The following is a 19,672-nucleotide window of genomic DNA, read 5'->3' as shown; positions in this document are numbered from 1 at the left end:
TTTTTGGTTTAAAGTAAAAGTTCAAAATTTATCTGCAGACAGAAAACTATTTCAGTTTAAAATTTTTCTCAATTGCTTTTATCATTTCACCTGCAATGTCTTTGTTGGTAGCGCCTTCAATTCCTTCCAATCCTGGGGATGAATTTACTTCTAATAATAAAGGCCCTTTTGAAGAACGAATAATATCAACACCTGCCACTTTCAGGTCCATTGCTTTAGTTGCTTTTATGGCAATTTTCTTTTCTTCTGCGGTTACTTTTATGATTGATGCAGTTCCTCCAAGATGAATGTTAGCTCTAAATTCACCAGGCATCGCTTCACGCTGAATGGCAGCAACAACTTTTCCGTCAATTACAAAACAACGAATGTCTTTTCCATTGGCTTCTTTGATGAATTCTTGGACTAATATATTTGCATTTAAGCTTTTGAAAGCATTGATAACACTTTCGGCAGCTTTTTTTGTTTCCGCCAGTACAACTCCTTTTCCTTGTGTTCCCTCTAGTAATTTGACTATTAAAGGAGAGCCTCCGACCATTTTTATCAAATCATCGGTATCCAATGGAGAATTTGCAAAACCAGTAGTAGGAATTTCTACACCGTGATTCAACAGTAATTGCAAAGAATATAATTTGTCACGCGATTGCGTAATGGCGTTAGATGAATTTAAGCAATATACTTTTAAGGCTTCAAATTGTCTGGTCAAAGCGCAACCGTAAAAAGTAATGCTTGGTCTGATTCTAGGTATAATAGCATCAAATTGATTTAATATTTTACCACCACGATAATGAATTTCAGGTGTTTTTGCATCCAGTTTCATGTAACATTCCTTGATATTCAGAAAGTGCATTTCGTGACCACGCATTTCTCCTGCTTCCATAATACGCTTGTTGCTGTACAATTCAGGATTACTGGCTAAAAGTCCTATGCGTAAACCAGAGCTCGCTTTCTCAGAATTTTTATATAATTCTTTTAAGATGTCAGAAGTAGGTTGTCCCAAAAGATATTTCTGTTCCGGATCAACAAGAACTCTTCCGCTCATGGCTTCTCTACCTAAAAGCATTCGGAATCCCATTGAATCCCTATTGGTCAATGTCATTTCAATAGGCCATTTTGAACTCCCTATTTGAAGATTTGTTTGAATAACATAGCGTTGTTCTCTAAAACCACTGGAACTTTTAACGATGCGTTTATCGATCAATGGTGCTTCACAATGAATCACCGTTTTTAGATTATTTTGTATCGGGTTGATGTCAAATTTTACCCAGTTGCTTTCATTTTTGATAAATGGAGCAATGTTTATAGCATGTAAAGCGGATGTTTTCGCTCCCGAATCTACTCGGGCTTTAATAGTAGGAATTCCTAATTCTGGAAAAGAACACCATTCTTCACTACCTAAAATAACTTTGTTATCTGACATAAATTAATTTTGTTTAACCTTTTTTATAAAGACCAAATGTAAATATTTGTTTTCAAAAAAAGTATGTTTACTGTAAAGAATAAACCCGTTATGTTATAAAAACGTAACGGGTTTATTTTGCTATAATTGTTCGCTAAATTTAAGGATTTGTAGGTTCCCCAGCTTTATGAATTTGCACTGTTAACTCTTGTGAGCCATCTTCAATATCCATAAAAATCTCATCTCCTGAAGTAATTTTCGAAGTGATGATTTCTTCTGCAAGGGCATCTTCAACATACTTTTGAATGGCTCTTTTTAATGGTCTAGCGCCAAATTGTTTATCAAAACCTTTCTCTGCTATAAATGCTTTTGCTCTGTCAGAAAGATTCAATTGATATCCTAATTCAGCAACACGAGCAAATAATTTTTTCAATTCGATTTCGATAATTAAATCGATATCATGTTTTTCTAAAGCATTGAAAACAATTACATCGTCAATTCTATTAAGGAATTCAGGAGCAAAAGTTTTTTTCAATGCATTTTCGATGATGCTTTTTGAATTATCGTCAGCCTGAGCCACTTTGGCAGCAGTTCCAAAACCAACACCTTGTCCAAAATCTTTTAATTGTCTGGCTCCAACATTGGAAGTCATGATAATTATAGTGTTCTTGAAATCAATTTTTCGACCTAAACTGTCTGTCAAATAACCATCATCTAAAACTTGCAATAACATATTGAAAACATCAGGATGCGCTTTTTCTATCTCATCCAATAATACAACACAATATGGTTTTCTCCTTACTTTCTCTGTCAATTGACCACCTTCTTCGTATCCTACATATCCCGGAGGCGCTCCAACTAAACGGGAGATTGCAAATTTTTCCATGTATTCACTCATGTCAATACGAATCAACGCATCTTCAGAATCGAATAATTCTTTAGCCAATACTTTGGCTAATTGGGTTTTACCTACGCCAGTTTGCCCTAAGAAAATAAAAGAACCAATTGGACGATTCGGATCTTTTAATCCGGCACGATTTCTTTGGATGGAACGAGCAATTTTCATTACTGCTTCTCTTTGTCCAATTACCTTACCTTCAATTAGTTCTGGAAGTTTAGCTAGTTTGTTACTTTCAGTCTGTGCAATACGGTTAACAGGTATTCCACTCATCATAGAAACTACATCAGCCACATTGTCTTCAGTAACTTCAATTCGGTTATTCTTAGCATCTTCTTCCCATTGTTCTTGGGCAATAGCTAAGTCTTTTTCGATACGTTTTTCGTCATCACGAAGTTTAGCAGCCTCTTCGTATTTTTGTTTTTTAACTACAACATTCTTCAATTCACGTACATCTTCTAATTGACGTTCCAAGTCTAAAATTTGTTTTGGAACTTCAATATTGGTAATGTGAACTCTAGAACCTGCTTCATCTAATGCATCAATGGCTTTGTCCGGTAAAAAACGTTCAGACATATATCTATCTGTTAGTTTTACACACGCCTCGATTGCTTCTTGTGTGTAGGTAACATTATGATGGTCTTCGTATTTGTTTTTGATGTTATTCAAAATGGTAATTGTTTCAGAAACTGATGTAGGTTCCACAATTATCTTTTGAAAACGTCTTTCTAATGCGCCGTCTTTTTCTATATATTGTCTGTATTCGTCTAATGTTGTTGCACCAATACATTGAATCTCTCCACGAGCTAATGCTGGTTTGAACATATTAGAAGCATCCAGTGAACCAGTTGCGCCACCAGCACCTACAATAGTGTGAATTTCATCTATGAAAAGAATGATATCGTCATTTTTTTCTAACTCATTCATCACTGCTTTCATGCGCTCTTCAAACTGTCCGCGGTATTTTGTACCTGCAACAAGACTAGCTAAATCTAAAGTAACGACACGTTTATTGAATAAAGTACGCGATACTTTTTTCTGAATAATTCGCAACGCTAAACCTTCGGCAATAGCTGATTTCCCCACTCCAGGTTCTCCTATAAGCAATGGATTGTTCTTTTTACGACGGCTCAAAATTTGCGAAACACGTTCGATTTCTTTTTCACGTCCCACAACAGGATCTAGTTTTCCTTCTTCGGCCATTTCAGTTAAATCCCTTCCAAAATTATCTAAAACTGGTGTTTTAGATTTTTTATTTGATTTATTGGCTGGATTGTTGAAAGTTCCTTCTTTTAGACTGTCATCTTGTCCTGAATCGTCATTATATGATTCGTTTCGTGGCAAATTTTCTATAAAATCTTCTTCGTTTGGAGTCATGTTTAGATATTGTTCTTTAGCTATGTCATAATCAATTTTTAATTTATTCAATAGCTTGGTTGTTGGATCGTTTTCATTTCTTAAAATACACAACAATAAATGTGCTGTGCTGATAGACGAGCTTTGAAAAACTTTTGCTTCAAGAAAAGTGGTTTTCAATGCGCGTTCTGCTTGGCGTGTCAAGTGTAAGTTTTTCTTTTCAACATTTACTTCCAGGCTTGGACTTGCAGGACTTAAGATCTCTACTTTTCTGCGTAAGTGGTCCAAATCAACAGATAGGTTGTTCAATATTTGAATTGCTTTTCCGTTACCGTCTCTTAAGATACCCAGCATTAAGTGCTCAGTTCCTATAAAGTCATGACCTAGTCGCAAAGCTTCTTCTTTGCTGTAAGTAATAACGTCTTTTACTCTTGGTGAAAAATTATCATCCATAATATATATTTGATATCGTAAATTTAGTGAATTAGTAATTGAAAAACAAAAACCATTCCTATAAGAAGTGGTGTCAGCTAATAGACAAAAATAAAAATAATATTAAAGTTAAAATTCACTTAATTTATTAACTAAAACGGCAGTAAAATTTGTTAATAAATCATTGAAATAACTAGTGTGAAATAGGTCTAAAAATTTCAAAAAGGCGTATATTGGCACGTTTTGAAACTAATATAATTTTTTAATATAACAACTTATGTCTGAAGGAGAAAAGTTAATTCCTATTAACATAGAAGATGAAATGAAATCAGCTTACATCGATTATTCGATGTCAGTAATTGTATCAAGAGCGCTTCCAGATGTTAGAGATGGCTTGAAACCAGTACATCGAAGAGTATTATTTGGAATGCATGATTTAGGAGTTAACTCCAGATCTGCCCATAAAAAATCAGCAAGAATTGTCGGGGAAGTTCTTGGAAAATACCACCCACACGGAGATACATCTGTTTATGATGCGATGGTTCGTATGGCACAAGAATGGAGTATGCGTTATTTATTGATTGATGGCCAAGGTAACTTTGGTTCTGTAGATGGCGATAGTCCTGCAGCTATGCGTTATACGGAGGCTAGAATGCGGAAGATTTCGGAAGAAATTTTGGCAGATATCGATAAAGAAACAGTTGATTTTAAATTAAATTTTGATGATACATTAGAAGAACCAACAGTTATGCCAACTCGTGTTCCTACCTTATTAATTAATGGGGCAACAGGAATCGCAGTAGGTATGGCTACTAATATGCCACCTCACAACTTAACTGAGGTAATCAACGGTACGTTGGCTTTCATGGATAATAATGATATTGAAGTTGATGAGTTGATGAATCATATTAAAGCCCCGGATTTTCCTACCGGAGGTATAATATATGGATATGAAGGCGTTCGTGAAGCATTCAAAACCGGTAGAGGACGTATTGTAATGCGTGCTAAAGTTGGTTTTGAAGAAGTGGATGGCAGAGAATGTATTATCGTTACCGAAATACCTTATCAAGTCAATAAAGCTGATATGATCAAACGTACGGCTGATTTGGTTAATGATAAAAAAATTGATGGAATTGCGAATATCCGTGATGAGTCAGATAGAAATGGGATGCGTATCGTTTATATTTTAAAACGTGATGCGACACCAAACGTAGTTTTAAATACACTTTATAAATTTACGCAGTTACAATCTTCTTTTAGTGTAAACAATATCGCAATTGTAAAAGGACGTCCACAAATGTTGAATCTGAAAGATTTGATTCATTATTTTATCGAACACCGTCATGATGTAGTGATTCGTAGAACGCAATTTGAATTGAAAAAAGCGGAAGCAAGAGCGCATATATTAGAAGGGCTGATTATCGCTTCGGATAATATTGATGAAGTGATTGCTTTAATCAAAGCTTCAAAAAGTACGGAAGAAGCAAGAGAGAAATTAATCGAAAGGTTCAATTTATCAGATATTCAATCTCGTGCCATTGTAGAAATGCGTTTGCGACAATTAACTGGTCTTGAGCAAGATAAATTAAGAACTGAATACGAAGAAATCATGAAGTTAATCGAGCATTTGAAAGCTTTATTAGCGGATGTAAACTTAAGAATTGCTTTGATTAAAGAGGAACTAACGGAAATTCGTGATAAATACGGAGATGAGCGTCGTTCTGTAATTGAATATTCAGGTGGTGATGTAAGTATTGAGGATTTAATTGCCGATGAAAATGTAGTAATTACAATTTCTCATGCAGGTTACATTAAACGTACTAATCTTACGGAATACAAAACTCAGAATAGAGGAGGAGTTGGACAAAAAAGTGCTGGAACAAGAGATCAAGATTTCTTAGAGCACATGTTTGTGGCAACAAATCACCAATACATGATGTTCTTTACCCAAAAAGGAAAATGTTTCTGGATGCGTGTTTATGAAATACCGGAAGGTAGTAAAACAGCTAAAGGTAGAGCAATCCAAAACTTGGTAAATATTGAAAGCGACGATAAAGTAAAAGCGTTTATCTGTACTCAAGATTTAAAAGACAAGGATTATATCAATAGCCATAACCTTATTATGGTAACCAAAAAAGGTCAGGTTAAGAAAACATCTTTAGAGAAATATTCTAAACCTAGAGTTAATGGTGTTGCTGCAATTACTATTAAAGAAGGCGATGAATTATTGGAAGCGAAATTAACTAACGGAGAAAGTCAAATTATTTTGGCTGTGAAATCCGGTAAATTAGTTCGTTTCGAAGAAACAAAAACCCGTCCTATGGGAAGAACAGCTTCTGGAGTTCGTGGAATAACGCTTAAAGATGATACTGACGAAGTAATTGGCATGGTTACTGTAAATGACATGAACAGCGAAATTCTAGTTGTTGCTGAAAATGGTTATGGAAAACGTTCAAGCCTAGATGAGTATAGAATCACAAACCGTGGTGGTAAAGGAGTTAAAACTTTAAATATTACTGAGAAAACAGGAAAACTGATTTCGATAAACGCCGTTACTGATGCTGATGATTTAATGATTATCAACAAATCAGGATTGACTATCAGAATGGCTGTTGAAGATTTGAGAGTTATGGGACGTGCTACGCAAGGAGTGAAGTTGATTAACATCAAAGGAAACGATTCGATTGCCGCAGTTACAAAAGTTATGAAAGACGATGTGGCTGAAGTGGTAGTAGATGAAGAAGGTAATGTTATCGAAACGGAAGCCATTGAAAGAGTTAAACCAGTTTTAGAAGTTCTTGAAGACGAAGGTACGGAAGAGGATGACGACGAAGACGATTCTGAAGAAGAAGAAGTTGAAGACGAGGCTGAAGGTGACGACGAAGATGACGAAGCATAAATAAAAATTAGAAAACCAAGAATAATTATTAAACAAAAATAGAATATTATGAAAAGTAAATATGTATTACTAGCATCAGCATTATTGATATCAGTAGCTACTTTTGCTCAAAAAGATCAAATTAAAGCCGCAGAAAAAGCGTTGAAAGCTGGTAAGTCTCAAGAAGCAGTAACGATCTTGAATGAAGCTGAATATTTAGTAGTGAATGCTCCAGATGCTGAAAAAGCACAATTTTTCTTTGTAAAAGGGAATTCTTTATTAGATTTAGCCAACAAGAATGTTGATACTAATACCAATCTTTCGCTTGCAGCAAAAGCATACCAAGATTTAATTGCTGCTGAGAAAACTTCTGGGAAAGTAAAATTTTCAACTCAAGCTGCAGCTTCAATTACTGATATTAAATTCAAATTGATTAACGGTGCAATTGCTGATTCAAAAGTGGATAAGCATGCTGATAGTGCTAAAAAATTATATGACGCTTATTTGTTAGATAAAAAAGACACCATCAATTTATATTACGCAGCTTCTACGTATGTAAACGCTAAAGATTATGATGCAGCGCTTAAGTTGTATGATGATTTGAAAAATTTAAATTATTCAGGAAAAGGAACCAGCTATTTTGCAGTTAACAAATTAACTAGTCAAGAAGACTTTTTTACGACACTTCAAGAAAGAGACAGAATGGTGAAGTTAGGAACGCATGAAAAGCCAAGAACTGAAGTTATTCCTTCAAAAAGAGGTGAGATATATAAAAACATGGCTTTGATTTTAGTTGAAAAAGGTAAAACTGAAGAAGCTAAAAAAGCAATCTCTGAAGCGAGAATAGCAAACCCTGAAGATACTTCATTGACTTTAACAGAAGCTAATCTTTATTTGGAAACAAAAGATTTCGATATGTACAAAAAATTAATCGCTGAAGTATTGGAAAAAAATCCAAATGATGCTGATTTGATTTTTAACTTGGGAGTATTAAGTGCAAATGCTAAAAATGTTGCAGATGCTGAAAAATATTACAAGAGAGTTATAGAAATTAACCCAAAATATATTAATGGGTATATTAATTTGGCTGCTTTGAAATTAGAAAATGAGAAAGCGATCATTGACGAAATGAACAAGCTTGGAACGTCTACTAAGGATATGAAGCGTTATGATGAATTGAAAAAGAAAAGAGAAGAGCTTTTTAAAGGAACAATTCCTTATCTTGAAAAAGCGGTTGAACTAGATCCTAAAAATACAGATGTTTCTAAAACTCTTTTAGGTGTTTACAGTGCATTAGAAATGACTGCAGAATACAAAGCGTTAAAAGCTAAAATGTAAAATAATTTTTCAAATAAAAAAGCCTGTCTAATTTTAGACAGGCTTTTTTTTTATACTATTTTTTTGATGACTCTTAATTTGTGAGTATGCTTATTTGTCTCAGCATTAAATATTCCTAAATGATCTATGCGATCAATTCGTACTTTTCCACTGGCGTGAATGATGTAATTATCGGCCATTATAATTCCTACATGAATAATGTTGCCTTCTTCATTATCAAAAAATGCTAAGTCTCCAGGTTCGCTTTCTTCGATAAAACTTAATGCTTCTCCTTGTGTTGATTGTTGAGAGGCATCTCGCAATAATTTGTATCCGTTGAGTTTGTATACCATTTGGGTAAAACCCGAGCAATCAATACCAAAAGGAGTTTTTCCTCCCCAAAGGTAAGGAGCATTCAAATACATAAAAGCAGTATTTATTAAGCTCTCTTTGCTTTTTTCTCCACTGGTTTTAGTTCCTTCAAAATCAAAATTCGAAATATTTATCTCATTATGATGTATAAAAGATAAAGAGGAACCAAGCGGAATGGGTATCAATAAATTATTTGGTGCGGTAATATATTCTATTAAATCAGCATTTAAAATGATAGCTTCAGAAGATAGTTGATTAAAACTGGCTTCGGAAATCAGTTGTAATTGTTTAGAATCTATCCAACCTTCGTAATCATCATATTGCATTCTGATTTTGGACCATTGTCTCAATTGCTCTAAAATTTCAAAATGTTCACCAAATAAAACTTGAGAAACGATTTCGCTTCTGTCACTGGGTTCAAAGCGAAGTGGGATTATGGCTAGATTACAAATTCCGAACATTTAGGTTCTTTTATGAGTTAAGAATTAAGAGTTATAGACTTGAAAAACCTATAACTCTTAATCTATAATTATTTAAGCTCTTTCAATAACAATTGCTGAAGCACCGCCACCGCCATTACAAATTGCTGCAGCACCAATTTTAGCATTGTTCTGTTCTAAAACATTTAATAACGTAACAATGATTCTAACTCCTGAACAACCAAGAGGATGTCCTAAAGATACAGCACCACCATTTACATTTACTTTGTTGTCTTCTAATCCAAGAATTTGTGAATTGGCCAAACCTACAACGGCAAATGCTTCATTAAATTCAAAATAATCTACATCATTAATCGTTATTCCAGCTTTTTCCAATGCTTTAGGAATTGCTTTTGCAGGACTTGTAGTAAACCATTTAGGTTCTTGAGCGGCATCAGCATATCCGTTGATGTAAGCCAAAGGTTTTAGCCCTAAAGCGATTGCTTTTTCCTCACTCATTAATATTACTGCTGCCGCTCCATCGTTTATTGTTGATGCATTAGCTGCAGTTACAGTTCCATCTTTTGTGAAAACGGCATTCAATGATGGTATTTTATCTAATTTCACGTTCGTGAATTCTTCATCTTTAGAAACGATGATAGGATCTCCTTTTCTTTGTGGAACCGGAACCGGAACAACTTCATTATCAAATTTTCCTGAATCCCATGCTTTTGCACTACGCTCATACGATTGAATTGCGTAGTTATCTTGATCTTCTCTTGTAATATTATATTCTGAAGCACATAAGTCAGCACACACTCCCATAGCGCTGTTATCATAAGCATCAGTAAGCCCGTCTTTCTGCATTCCGTCAATCATGGTTGCAGGGCCAAATTTAGTTCCATTTCTTAAATTCATATAATGTGGAATCAAACTCATGTTTTCCATTCCACCGGCAACTACAATTTCGGCATCACCGCATTGAATAGCTTGTGCGCCTAACATAACTGCTTTCATTCCTGAAGCACATACTTTATTTATTGTGGTGCAGGCAACTGAATCTGGTAAACCGGCAAATAGTGCAGCTTGTCTTGCGGGAGCTTGTCCTACACCGGCTTGAACTACATTGCCCATGAATACTTCATCAATTAAATTTGGATCTAACTTTATTTTATCTAAAGCACCTTTAATAGCAATTGCTCCTAATTTTGGAGCAGTAACTGTAGATAATCCCCCCATAAAACTTCCGATAGGTGTCCTAACGGCAGAAACGATAACAACTCTTTTGTTCATGACTTTTTTATAATGTTGGTTTATGTAGCAAATTTAATCTTTTTTAAACAATTTCAAATTTTGATTTTGCCATTATCTTTTTTTAAATTAATTTCTATTCTATATATTTGATTGTGAAGTGTTTTTGTAAAAATGATAAAAAATATTAAAAAAAAGGTCATAAATAGTTGTGAGAAACGTAAAGATGTCTTAAATTTGCAACCGCAAAACAGGACACGTTTCTTTGAGCTTGGAGGGGTGCCAGAGTGGTAATGGAGCAGTTTGCTAAACTGTCATCGAGTAATCGGTGCCAGGGTTCGAGTCCCTGTCCCTCCGCTTTTTAATTTGCTTTTCGGGGTGTAGCGTAGCTCGGTTATCGCGCCTGCTTTGGGAGCAGGAGGCCGCAGGTTCGAATCCTGCCACCCCGACTAATTTTACTCTGTTTATTACTACAGAGCACCTGCCTTCTAAGCAGGAGGTCAAAATAATAAATGGAGGCATAGCTCAGCTGGATAGAGCACCTGCCTTCTAAGCAGGCGGTCGAAGGTTCGAATCCTTCTGCCTTCACATACTGGGACAAATCAGATTTTTGCTGATTTGTCCCTTTTTTTTTACTGTCTAAATCCTTGTATAGCAACAACATAAGTCTTAGTCCTTCATTGATTCTAGTGGTTCGAACTTGATTATTTTCAAAAGTGAGTTTTTCAGGAAATATCGAACCAATTATCTTTCTTTTACTGGTAGCAGATCCCTCTTCATATAATTTCCCAAGTTGTGAAATTTGGCTTATAGCCTTATTTAAAAGAGGTCCCACATTAGTAACGTTACTATTTTTGGTGGTTAGCATCGATTCAAGTCTGTTTATTCTTTCACTGGTCTCAATTTTTATTTTGCGATAATCATCTGCATCTAAATCACCTGCAATTAATAAATTTCTTGCTTTGGTCAATCTTATATTTGTCTCTTCAAGTTCTTTTGTCAATTGATTACTATCGCTTCGCAGGTATTTAGTTTTATTTTGAAATACAGATGTTATTGCTTGTTTATATAACTCTAGAAAAGGTAGTGGTCTAACATATTTTTGTATTTCTTCTGCAATTCTTTCATTTACTATAGGGGCTTTTTCACGAAATGTGCACCCTAAAGTACAATGATAATAGTAGTAATATTTGTATCGTCCCTTAGAGGCACTTCCTGTTAGTAATCTTCCACATTTCGGACATATTAGATAACCTCTTAACGGAATCTCTGGATCTACTGTAACAGTAGTTCTTTTCTTTTTCGTACGACCATCAAGTACATCTTGAACTTCATAAAATAAGGATTCTGGTATTAGTGGCTCATGTTGTCCTTGAGCTAAGTAACTTTCTTCATCCTTATATTTAGGAATGAATACCTTTCCATAGTAGATAGGATTTCTTAGCGCAATCCAAAAACTATTTTTATAAGAATTTAAGCCTTTTGCATTAGCTAATCTCCAAATTTGTTGTGTATTTATTTGACCCTTTGCCAGTTCTTCAAATACCCATCGCATAATAGTCGCTTCATCTTCTTTAATAGCGATACTTTTTTTCCCCTCTTCATTAATTTTATTTTTATATCCTAAAGGGGCTCTTCCCATAACACGTCCTTCTTTTTTAGCCCTACGCATTCCGTTAAATATATTCATAGATCGTCGGTCATTTTCTACTTCTGGAGCTGCAAGGTAAAAGGCAAGCATCATTTTATTTTCGGGAATAGATAGATCTAAAGGCTGTTCTACAGCCTGAGGTTCTACACCTAAATTTCTGAGAGTATTTATCATTTGATAAGAATCTCCTGCATTTCGACTAAATCTGTCCCATTTTGTGAAAAGTACTAAATCTGATTGTCCTCTGCGAGTACGAAGTTCTATCAATAGTTTTTTCCATGATGGACGGTTAAATGTTTTTGCCGAATGATCTTCAGTAATCACATTACGTACCTGAAGCGAATTCGATTCACAATATTTGCGTAAACGTTCTTCTTGATCGCGTTGCGAATATCCTTTCTCTGCCTGTTCATCTGTACTTACCCGGATATATAAATCTGCAATTTTCATGATTTTTAGATTGATTAGTTAAGCTTATTTACTCGTCACTTGTGTGTTGGTAAATATACTTTTTTTTGTTGATCTAAATATGTATCAACCACTATTTCAGATATTTCGTATAGAAAATTCAAAATGATTTTGGCTTGTTCTACATCTATATCAATACCATCTTTTCTTAATAATACCATCGCCTTTTGTGGTGTTATTCTACCAATATCTTCTTCACTCATCATGCACCTCCTTCTTTTGATAGCAAAAGCCCGCGAACGGGCTTTACTGATTTTTACTTTCATTGATTCAATTGCTTATATATAGAAATAAATCGCGCTCCTTTGGTTTCTGTTTCGGGTTGGCACATACTTAATATAGCCATACTCATTTAGTTCATGCATACATTTATGGTATGTTTTTGGAGAAGAAATCATTGCTATTTCCATAATTTCATAACTGTATAACTGAATTGGATTAATAAAGCCTCTATCCGCCCTGAATTGAAGCAATGCAGCATAGATACCAATATGCGTGATGCTAATACGGCAATCTTTCTTTATCGCCTTAAAGAAATCGGATAAAGGTTTTAGTGTTTCCATTAAGTGCTAGTTTATTAATTTTAAGCAGAGTTTGTTTATCAACCTTTTTGCTACATGGAATTAGACTGGCTTTTCCTTTTTTTCTTAGCTTCCTTTGGTACTTCTGGCCCATCGTCGTCAACACTAAGGCTTTGCTTTTTACTATCCTGTTTAACCGAAGCTTTTTCGACTTCGGACTGCTTTTCCTCTTTGGAATGACGGTTGTCAATTCGTTGCATATTACCGTCATACACATTGAGAGTTTTAAATTGTGGACTGGCCTCAATATATTGTTTGACCTCATTGCCTTCTTTTAGGAAAGTAGCGGATTGCAGATTTCCTTTTTTCATGGAATCCATCAGATCCTCTTTATACTTAGAATTTTCCAGTTCCTTTATTGGATGTTTAGCCAATGTTGCCTCAAGATCATAACCGTAATTTTGATGGTATTGGTTTAACTTAAAGTTTCCATTAGTATCAGCTTGTTTAAAATCCATCTGCACCCAAGCGTTGTATATTTCTCCTTCTTTATTGGTAAGGTCTTTGTTTACGGATCTTCCCTCCATAAGATTAAAAGCCTCTTTCATTGTAATGTTACTGCCTTTATTGATATAGAAGGTTTGTACCAGAGCTTCCTTGGAATTCTCCTTTTGTAATTCCACCTTGTAGGAATTAAAAAAATACATATCGCTTTGATCGGATTTTTTAAAATTCAAAGTAGCCATAGCAGTATTGTTGCCGTATTGTGCATTGTGGCTTAAGGTGAAATTTGGTTCCTCTTTTTGCAAATTTGCTTTTAATTCACTTTCCAGTCCTTCACCGAAACCGGTATACTTAACCTGGTCTTTTAAGTATTCAAAATTTTTCTCGTTCATGACTAAATTCTTTAAATGATTAATAATTTATAGTTTGGGTAACACGGTCACCTTTGCTAGTTTCTTGTTTTTCACATGTAGTTCCACATGTCTGCCACCATTTTTTTCCATTAGCTGGATGGCTAGGTATTTTTTTTCCGGAATTGTAAATTTTGCAAGAGCAAATACAAATGTGTTTTCCGCTTCCTCGTCAATTTTAGCTACATTATTTAGAATGTAGATTGGTGTAATTTCGATTTCCTGTGAAGCAGTTCGTTTCACTTTTTTAGTATCACGAATAAAAAATCGAAGCTGGTCAACATCATAATTAATTTTAGAATTGTTGGTCACTTTTATCCTGTAATACATGACATCATCACGAATAAAAATTCCGCTGAGTTGAAAATCAATATCATAGTTCCTTTCCTTTTCACCTCGTACTTTTTTCTTATCGTAAAAAGCTAATTTGGAATACTCTTGAACATCCTCTTCGTTTCTAGTTTCAGACGAAAAATAAATTTCCTGACCTTCCGGTTTGATCTTATGCACGGTGAGATTCAATTGTGGCGAGTTCTCATCATAGTTTAGCACAAAAGAATATAATTTACCATCGGCAGTGACCACCGTAAGGTTGGTCTGAGAAAAACCTTTTTGGGCTGCCTTAATCATCAGCATATTTTCAAGACCTTTCGCTTTCTGCACTAGTATATCCTGACTTCCCCTATCAACACTTTTAATAGCATAAGGAAATACGATATTGGTCGTTTTTGAATAGGCTATTGTTAAAGAATCAGGCTCAATTTTAGATAAACGGTTTTTGTCTGTTTGTTGTGCAAATGCACTGATGGTAAGAAGTAGTAGAAACCCCATCACCAATAGATTAAAATTTTTCATAGTTAATAATTTTTAGTTTTTAATTGAATCTTTTTGTTTCTGATTTTCATCACGAAGCAGCACCATATAGCCCGCCTTTACAACCACTTTGACTAGTTTTACTTTTTTACCGAGAAGGCTTTTAGCGGCCTCAATTCCAGCTCCCGCCGCCTGCGCTCCCCAAGAATCATCAAGGCTTGCAACACCGAGCGTTTGCATAGAACGGTCAGCAGATGCTTTGGCCACATCACGGTTGATGGCGCCTGGAATATAGATCCCACTGAGTCCATCTATATCATATACAGACAAGTCAACAGGAAATAGGGAGTTGTTGTATCTTAGGCTGTTTATGGTAATTGCCAGTCTTTCTCCTTTTAGAGAAGCTGTGCCAAAAATAAAATTGTCCTTTGGAATTTTTATTCCATTTATAAAAACATCAGTAGAAAGTCGCAACTTAACTGTTGAACCATTTACTATAGTCTGGGTTTCATGGATGACAGCTTCTACGGAATTTTGTGCATAGTCAGGACTTTCCGGTTCATCTAAAGAATAGAATCCATTGTGTCCGGATTGTCCAGGAGAGGCAGTAGTATTGACGGGAGCACTTTGCAAGGAAGAAATATTGTCTTCATGCGTTCTAGTAGCAATGGCAAATACCTGTCCTCGTTGTTGTTTCGAGGCTTTTCTCAATTTCTCCTGCATCCTGTCAGGATGTTGAATATTAAGGATGTTTTCCAACATTCCGCTGAGCTGTTGCAGTTCAGGATCATGATCATCAATTTTACCGTTCATGGAATGCATCATTTGTTCGAGCCTGTCAACATCATTGGAATGCATCGAAGTTTCATTTGATTTTGCATATTTATCAAAATCCCGATTTTGTGCTGGAGGAGGTGCAGGCGTATTTATCGCCTTCTGCAATGCTTCCAATTTTTTACGTACTTTTTCTTCTTTCGGGTCACGATGCACCGATGTATTTAAACCTGTATTTCCTTTTCTAGAAGTAACGTCACTGAGACCTTCTGTAGAATCAATCTGAAATGATTGGCTCAAATAATTGGGGTCTTTTTTGATGAGTTCATCAAGCTTTATAGAGTCAAGGGCAGCCTGATCATAATAATTCATCTTATCCAATGGGAGTCCTTCTTTCAGATTCGCGTCCGGTAGCTTTATATTAAAACCCTTTTTTTCTACTGCTAGGGAATTTACAGCCTCCATTTTTCCACCATCCAATGCCCAGAACATAATGGTTACAAACGGGAGAACCAGTAGCGGTAATACAACTAGCAGCTTGCGCTGTCTTAACATTTTTAATGATTTTGTTTTTTGTTCCATGATATTAATTTTTAAATTGTGAGTGATAATAATGTTCTACTATGATGATACTGTCCAGAAGTCCGGGGCGATAGTGCAGAATACTGTCATGCCGTTTTTTCCCTGTGGGACTGCGGCTCAGGCTATCCATATACCTGTGAAAGCGAACAATTTTTTCAAATTCGGTTGTATTGATGGCAACATTTAGCTGGATGGATTTTTCTTTAAATGGTACCGCATTGATTGGTCTGGTAATCGGGGTTATAGTTATGCTTTTAGTTGTATTTCCTGAAAAGCTATTCACAATCAGGTAAATGCTACAACCGCCTGTAAACACTGTAAAACAGAACAGGAGAATAATCCAACTTTTACGTGATAAATGTGCTGTCTTACGCTCTAACCAGTTGGCACATTTATATTGTAACCGTAGATTCGCTTCATCAAACCTTTGTAATAAACTGATCCTGAAACTATAAGCCTCAGCAGGACAATTTTTAGTGTTTTTTTTTAAAAGTGAATTTCATGATTTGTAGTTTTATTATTTTCTGTTTTCGGTACTTAAATCACGATTCTCGATTGTGTTCCACCGTTCGATCAAAAATCCATGTGGATTGTTATCACTACGCGATACATTGCGAAGATTGCCTTCCGTTATCAAGTTTCGATGTGCAATGCTGGTAGTTCTGGTAATATTTTGAATAGCATAACAGCGGAATTGATAGGGATAGGTATTGATGTCAATTGTTATGCTGTCCACCTGTATGGTCTGGCTGATATTACCTGATATGATACCAGAGTAATACCCATTTTCCTTTAAATCATCGTATATCCGTTTGGCACTGTCATCAGCAAGATAAAGTGCCTTGGTTACGTTACTTTTGATTACTTTATCGTCCGGATCAAGGGTAAAGAATAACTTATGAAAGGTCTTTACATGATCTCGTGCTTCAACGGGTATATTATCTTTCCTGTCCGAAGCATAGGCTTCCAGCGCTTTTCCATTAGCCAGTATATAGACCTTATCCTGCATTTGCGATACTAAACTGAAACTCTTGTAAAGGGCGAAGCAGCAGATTACGATACAACCAGCTACCACTAACATGGTAAAGCCGCGAACATGCCGAAAGGCGGTGTCAATATTTTTCATTTTGCTAAACATGATATTTTCTTTTTAAGGATTATGAATTGCCTTTTAACTTATCGCCCATGTAGCTGTCCTTATCCTTGAAGTAAGGAGCCGAAGCACCTGAACCAGACATACTTTGGGACATGCGTCCAGCGGCATTGCCCATCGCATCAACTACCATTCCTGCACCAGCAGATGCGGTGTTAACCGCTGAATTTGTGGAGTTGCTGAAGATACTGGTCACTTTTTGACCTAAAGCCCCGCCACCGCCTGCGTGAACAATGTAATTAGCAACTGAGGGAACAGTAAAATAGCCCACAATGCCGATAATCATAAATACCAGATACGCTATATCCGTCCTGCTAAAGAAGGTATCCCCATAATCATTGGCCTGTGCTATGTCAATCTTTAACATGTTCTCCTGTATCTTGCCGATGATACTGCCAAAAATATTGGCGACAGGAAGCCATAAGTAGATATTGATGTAGCGTGCCAGCCAGACGGTCAGCGTATGTTGGAAACCATCGAAGACCGATATACCGAAAACGAGCGGTCCTAAAACAGATAGCACTACTAATTGAAAAGTCCGAAGCGTATCAATACAAAGCGAGGCGGCTTCAAAAAGCATGCGTAATACTTCGCTCATCCATTCTTTTACAGAGTTGCGAAAATTATAAGATGCCTTGGACATGGCAAACTTGATGTCATTCCCAATGCTGGAAAATGCTCCTTCCCCTTGAGGATCGGCATCATCATGAGTATACTTGTACCATCGGTCACGATCACCGCTTCCATCAGCCCCAATATACATCTGCCAAGGATCGGTACTTTTTAGCGCATTTTCTTTTTGTTGAAGTAATACTTCAATAGCTTTGTTCGATCCCTCTACCATTGCGGCAGTTGCTGTAACGGTAGGTTTCATCACGCCATTGATCATGTACAAAACCGAAGGAAAAATCATAATGCAGAATCCGATAACAAATGGACGGAAAAGGGGATAAAAGTCTATCGGTTCCGCACTGGCGATATGCCTCCAAACCCTGGAGGCAATATACCAGATGGCCGCAAAGCCAGCGATTCCCTGTCCAACTCCCAAAAGGTTGCTACATAAAGGCATCATCTCGTCATACAATTGTTCCAATACACCATGCAGACTGTTCATATCGTCTGCCATCCCTTGTGCCTGGCTCTTAAAAGGCAATGCTATTCCTAGGATAGCAAATAATGCCCCCTTATTTATCTTTACCATGTTAGTGAGTATTTAGTTATTTACCTTGTAGATGCTACGCATCGCATTCACATCATTACGCTCTTTTGCACGCTGTATCGCCAGTACTGAAGTGTTGTTGTTGAAGCTTCGCAGAAACAAAAGCTTATCCTGCATATCAGCATAAATTTTATCAATAGCTACCAGTCGTTCATCATCGGACATTCGCATTCTGTTAGCGGTAATGACAGAGGTGAGCTCGTCAATATTTCTAAGGCTCTGCTTAAAAAGATTATTGTAGACCTTTTCGAGATAGGCAATCTCATCGGGATTGAAATTCCCACTGTTTTTGAAACGGTTAAACGCAGCCTTGTATTCCTTTACCAAAAGCACCTGATAGTTGACGATATCACCAACACGTCTGTAATTTCGAATCGTTGGACTTACCTGCATGAGTGCATCAAGGAATGTTTCATGAAGGCTAAAATTTCCCTGAGATATTTTTTTTACCGTATTATAACCGCCATTAAGAATTTCATAGCCCTTTTTCATATCCTTGAGAATCTGCCTGAATTGGGCAAGCTTTTCTATGTTTAAAATCAATTGCTGCATTTCCTGTGCTTGGGCTATTACCTTCGACGGTAACAATAAACCGACAAGCACAATTCCTATAATTAGTGTTTTTTTCATGGTAAATCGGTGTTAATGCCACGCAAGGCACGGCTAGTTTTTACCTCTTTAGTATCCTTAGTCCTTGAGAGGGACATCAATCTGGTTTGATTACTGAAACTCTCACAAAAAGTGTGGTTTTCCAGCATGTTCTGATAGATTGCATCGATTCGTTTCATTCGCTCATCATCTTTCATTTCGAGCTGCCCGTCTGTTACAATTGTGATGAGTTCCTCTAAATTGTCGTCACAATTTTCAATTAGACGATCGAATACCCGTTTAATATAATCCACTTCATCCCCGTGGAATAAATCATCTTGTTGGATTTGTCCGTAAATGGTACCGTAACTTTTTATAATCTTTACCTGAAGGGATATAATTTCAGCAACCCTTGCATACTTTTTTATTTTCGGGTTAACTGTTTTGAGCGAATTGAAATAATCAGTTTGAAGATTAAATTCTCCACGTTTGAAATCTCCTATGGTATTGAGTCCTTTTTTAGCAACGGAATACCCTTTTTGGGCATAGCCTATGTAGATTTGAAGGGCTGCGATTTGTTTCAGGAGTACTTCTGCTTGTTTTGCTTGCCCATAAATATTTCCATTTAAGAATCCTGCAAAGAGCAGGAATAAAACTATTTTTCTCATGA

Annotated in this window: 15 protein-coding genes, 3 tRNA genes and 1 pseudogene; 5 read left to right on the top strand and 14 right to left on the bottom strand. The window is 36.1% G+C overall.

The window, feature by feature from the left end; all coding sequences use genetic code 11:
* Nucleotides 1-46: 46 nt before the first annotated feature.
* Nucleotides 47-1,417, bottom strand: a complete 1,371-nt coding sequence (rimK, locus tag QLS65_RS08120) for a 30S ribosomal protein S6--L-glutamate ligase (protein WP_099715688.1) — start codon at nucleotides 1,415-1,417, stop codon at nucleotides 47-49.
* 139 nt (nucleotides 1,418-1,556) lie between these two features.
* Nucleotides 1,557-4,103, bottom strand: coding sequence for an ATP-dependent Clp protease ATP-binding subunit (locus tag QLS65_RS08115; RefSeq protein WP_099715687.1), 2,547 nt, complete (start codon nucleotides 4,101-4,103; stop codon nucleotides 1,557-1,559).
* Nucleotides 4,104-4,359: 256 nt separating this feature from the next.
* Here QLS65_RS08115 and gyrA point away from each other — a divergent pair, with 256 nt between their 5' ends.
* Both gyrA and QLS65_RS08105 read left to right on the top strand, forming a co-directional pair.
* Entirely contained in the window at nucleotides 4,360-6,981 is a 2,622-nt protein-coding gene (gene gyrA / locus QLS65_RS08110) for a DNA gyrase subunit A (protein WP_282716571.1), read from the top strand.
* A 48-nt stretch (nucleotides 6,982-7,029) separates the two neighbouring features.
* Nucleotides 7,030-8,298, top strand: a complete 1,269-nt coding sequence (locus QLS65_RS08105; protein ID WP_099715685.1) for a tetratricopeptide repeat protein — start codon at nucleotides 7,030-7,032, stop codon at nucleotides 8,296-8,298.
* Between the two features lie 50 nt (nucleotides 8,299-8,348).
* On the opposite strand, the gene QLS65_RS08100 is transcribed toward QLS65_RS08105, so the two are convergent.
* Both QLS65_RS08100 and QLS65_RS08095 read right to left on the bottom strand, forming a co-directional pair.
* Nucleotides 8,349-9,110 (bottom strand): C40 family peptidase, encoded by a 762-nt coding sequence (locus tag QLS65_RS08100; RefSeq protein WP_121341925.1) that lies wholly within the window; start codon nucleotides 9,108-9,110, stop codon nucleotides 8,349-8,351.
* 72 nt (nucleotides 9,111-9,182) lie between these two features.
* Complete coding sequence (locus tag QLS65_RS08095; RefSeq protein WP_121341927.1) at nucleotides 9,183-10,361, bottom strand: acetyl-CoA C-acyltransferase; 1,179 nt, start codon at nucleotides 10,359-10,361, stop codon at nucleotides 9,183-9,185.
* Nucleotides 10,362-10,592: 231 nt separating this feature from the next.
* On the opposite strand from QLS65_RS08095, the gene QLS65_RS08090 reads away from it, so the two are divergent.
* The 3 genes from QLS65_RS08090 to QLS65_RS08080 all read left to right on the top strand — a co-directional run bounded on the left by QLS65_RS08090 (nucleotide 10,593) and on the right by QLS65_RS08080 (nucleotide 10,907).
* A tRNA-Ser gene (locus QLS65_RS08090) sits at nucleotides 10,593-10,676 on the top strand.
* 17 nt (nucleotides 10,677-10,693) lie between these two features.
* Nucleotides 10,694-10,768 (top strand) — tRNA-Pro (locus QLS65_RS08085).
* A 65-nt stretch (nucleotides 10,769-10,833) separates the two neighbouring features.
* Nucleotides 10,834-10,907 (top strand) — tRNA-Arg (locus tag QLS65_RS08080).
* A 730-nt stretch (nucleotides 10,908-11,637) separates the two neighbouring features.
* Here QLS65_RS08080 and QLS65_RS16190 read toward each other — a convergent pair.
* The 10 genes and pseudogenes from QLS65_RS16190 to QLS65_RS08035 form a co-directional block, all read right to left on the bottom strand.
* Nucleotides 11,638-12,420 (bottom strand): annotated as a pseudogene (locus tag QLS65_RS16190) (recombinase family protein); the annotation flags it as partial.
* Nucleotides 12,421-12,455: 35 nt separating this feature from the next.
* Complete coding sequence (locus QLS65_RS08075) at nucleotides 12,456-12,704, bottom strand: hypothetical protein (RefSeq protein ID WP_282716568.1); 249 nt, start codon at nucleotides 12,702-12,704, stop codon at nucleotides 12,456-12,458.
* A 12-nt stretch (nucleotides 12,705-12,716) separates the two neighbouring features.
* The gene (locus tag QLS65_RS08070) at nucleotides 12,717-13,001 is read right to left on the bottom strand and encodes a hypothetical protein (protein WP_282716566.1); all 285 of its coding nucleotides are present in this window, start codon (nucleotides 12,999-13,001) and stop codon (nucleotides 12,717-12,719) included.
* 50 nt (nucleotides 13,002-13,051) lie between these two features.
* The gene (locus tag QLS65_RS08065) at nucleotides 13,052-13,855 is read right to left on the bottom strand and encodes a hypothetical protein (protein WP_282716564.1); all 804 of its coding nucleotides are present in this window, start codon (nucleotides 13,853-13,855) and stop codon (nucleotides 13,052-13,054) included.
* A gap of 27 nt (nucleotides 13,856-13,882) precedes the next feature.
* A complete protein-coding gene (gene traN / locus QLS65_RS08060; RefSeq protein WP_282716562.1) occupies nucleotides 13,883-14,728 on the bottom strand; it encodes a conjugative transposon protein TraN in 846 nt (281 codons plus the stop codon).
* A gap of 12 nt (nucleotides 14,729-14,740) precedes the next feature.
* Complete coding sequence (traM, locus tag QLS65_RS08055; RefSeq protein ID WP_282716560.1) at nucleotides 14,741-16,042, bottom strand: conjugative transposon protein TraM; 1,302 nt, start codon at nucleotides 16,040-16,042, stop codon at nucleotides 14,741-14,743.
* Between the two features lie 517 nt (nucleotides 16,043-16,559).
* Entirely contained in the window at nucleotides 16,560-17,168 is a 609-nt protein-coding gene (gene traK, locus QLS65_RS08050) for a conjugative transposon protein TraK (protein ID WP_282717157.1), read from the bottom strand.
* A gap of 31 nt (nucleotides 17,169-17,199) precedes the next feature.
* Nucleotides 17,200-18,396: a conjugative transposon protein TraJ gene (gene traJ, locus QLS65_RS08045; RefSeq protein WP_282716558.1), complete on the bottom strand. Its 1,197-nt coding sequence runs from the start codon at nucleotides 18,394-18,396 to the stop codon at nucleotides 17,200-17,202.
* 12 nt (nucleotides 18,397-18,408) lie between these two features.
* Nucleotides 18,409-19,044 carry a TerB family tellurite resistance protein gene (locus tag QLS65_RS08040; RefSeq protein WP_282716556.1) on the bottom strand — a complete coding sequence of 212 codons (636 nt, stop codon included), beginning with the start codon at nucleotides 19,042-19,044 and terminating at the stop codon, nucleotides 18,409-18,411.
* Nucleotides 19,041-19,670 (bottom strand): hypothetical protein, encoded by a 630-nt coding sequence (locus QLS65_RS08035; protein WP_282716554.1) that lies wholly within the window; start codon nucleotides 19,668-19,670, stop codon nucleotides 19,041-19,043. Before QLS65_RS08035 ends, QLS65_RS08040 begins: the two co-directional genes overlap by 4 nt.
* Nucleotides 19,671-19,672: the final 2 nt, after the last annotated feature.

This window comes from Flavobacterium algoritolerans, assembly GCF_030010385.1.
Lineage (GTDB): Bacteria > Bacteroidota > Bacteroidia > Flavobacteriales > Flavobacteriaceae > Flavobacterium > Flavobacterium algoritolerans.
Note: the sequence above shows the minus strand (reverse complement) of the source record. Positions and strands in the feature narration are given on the sequence as shown.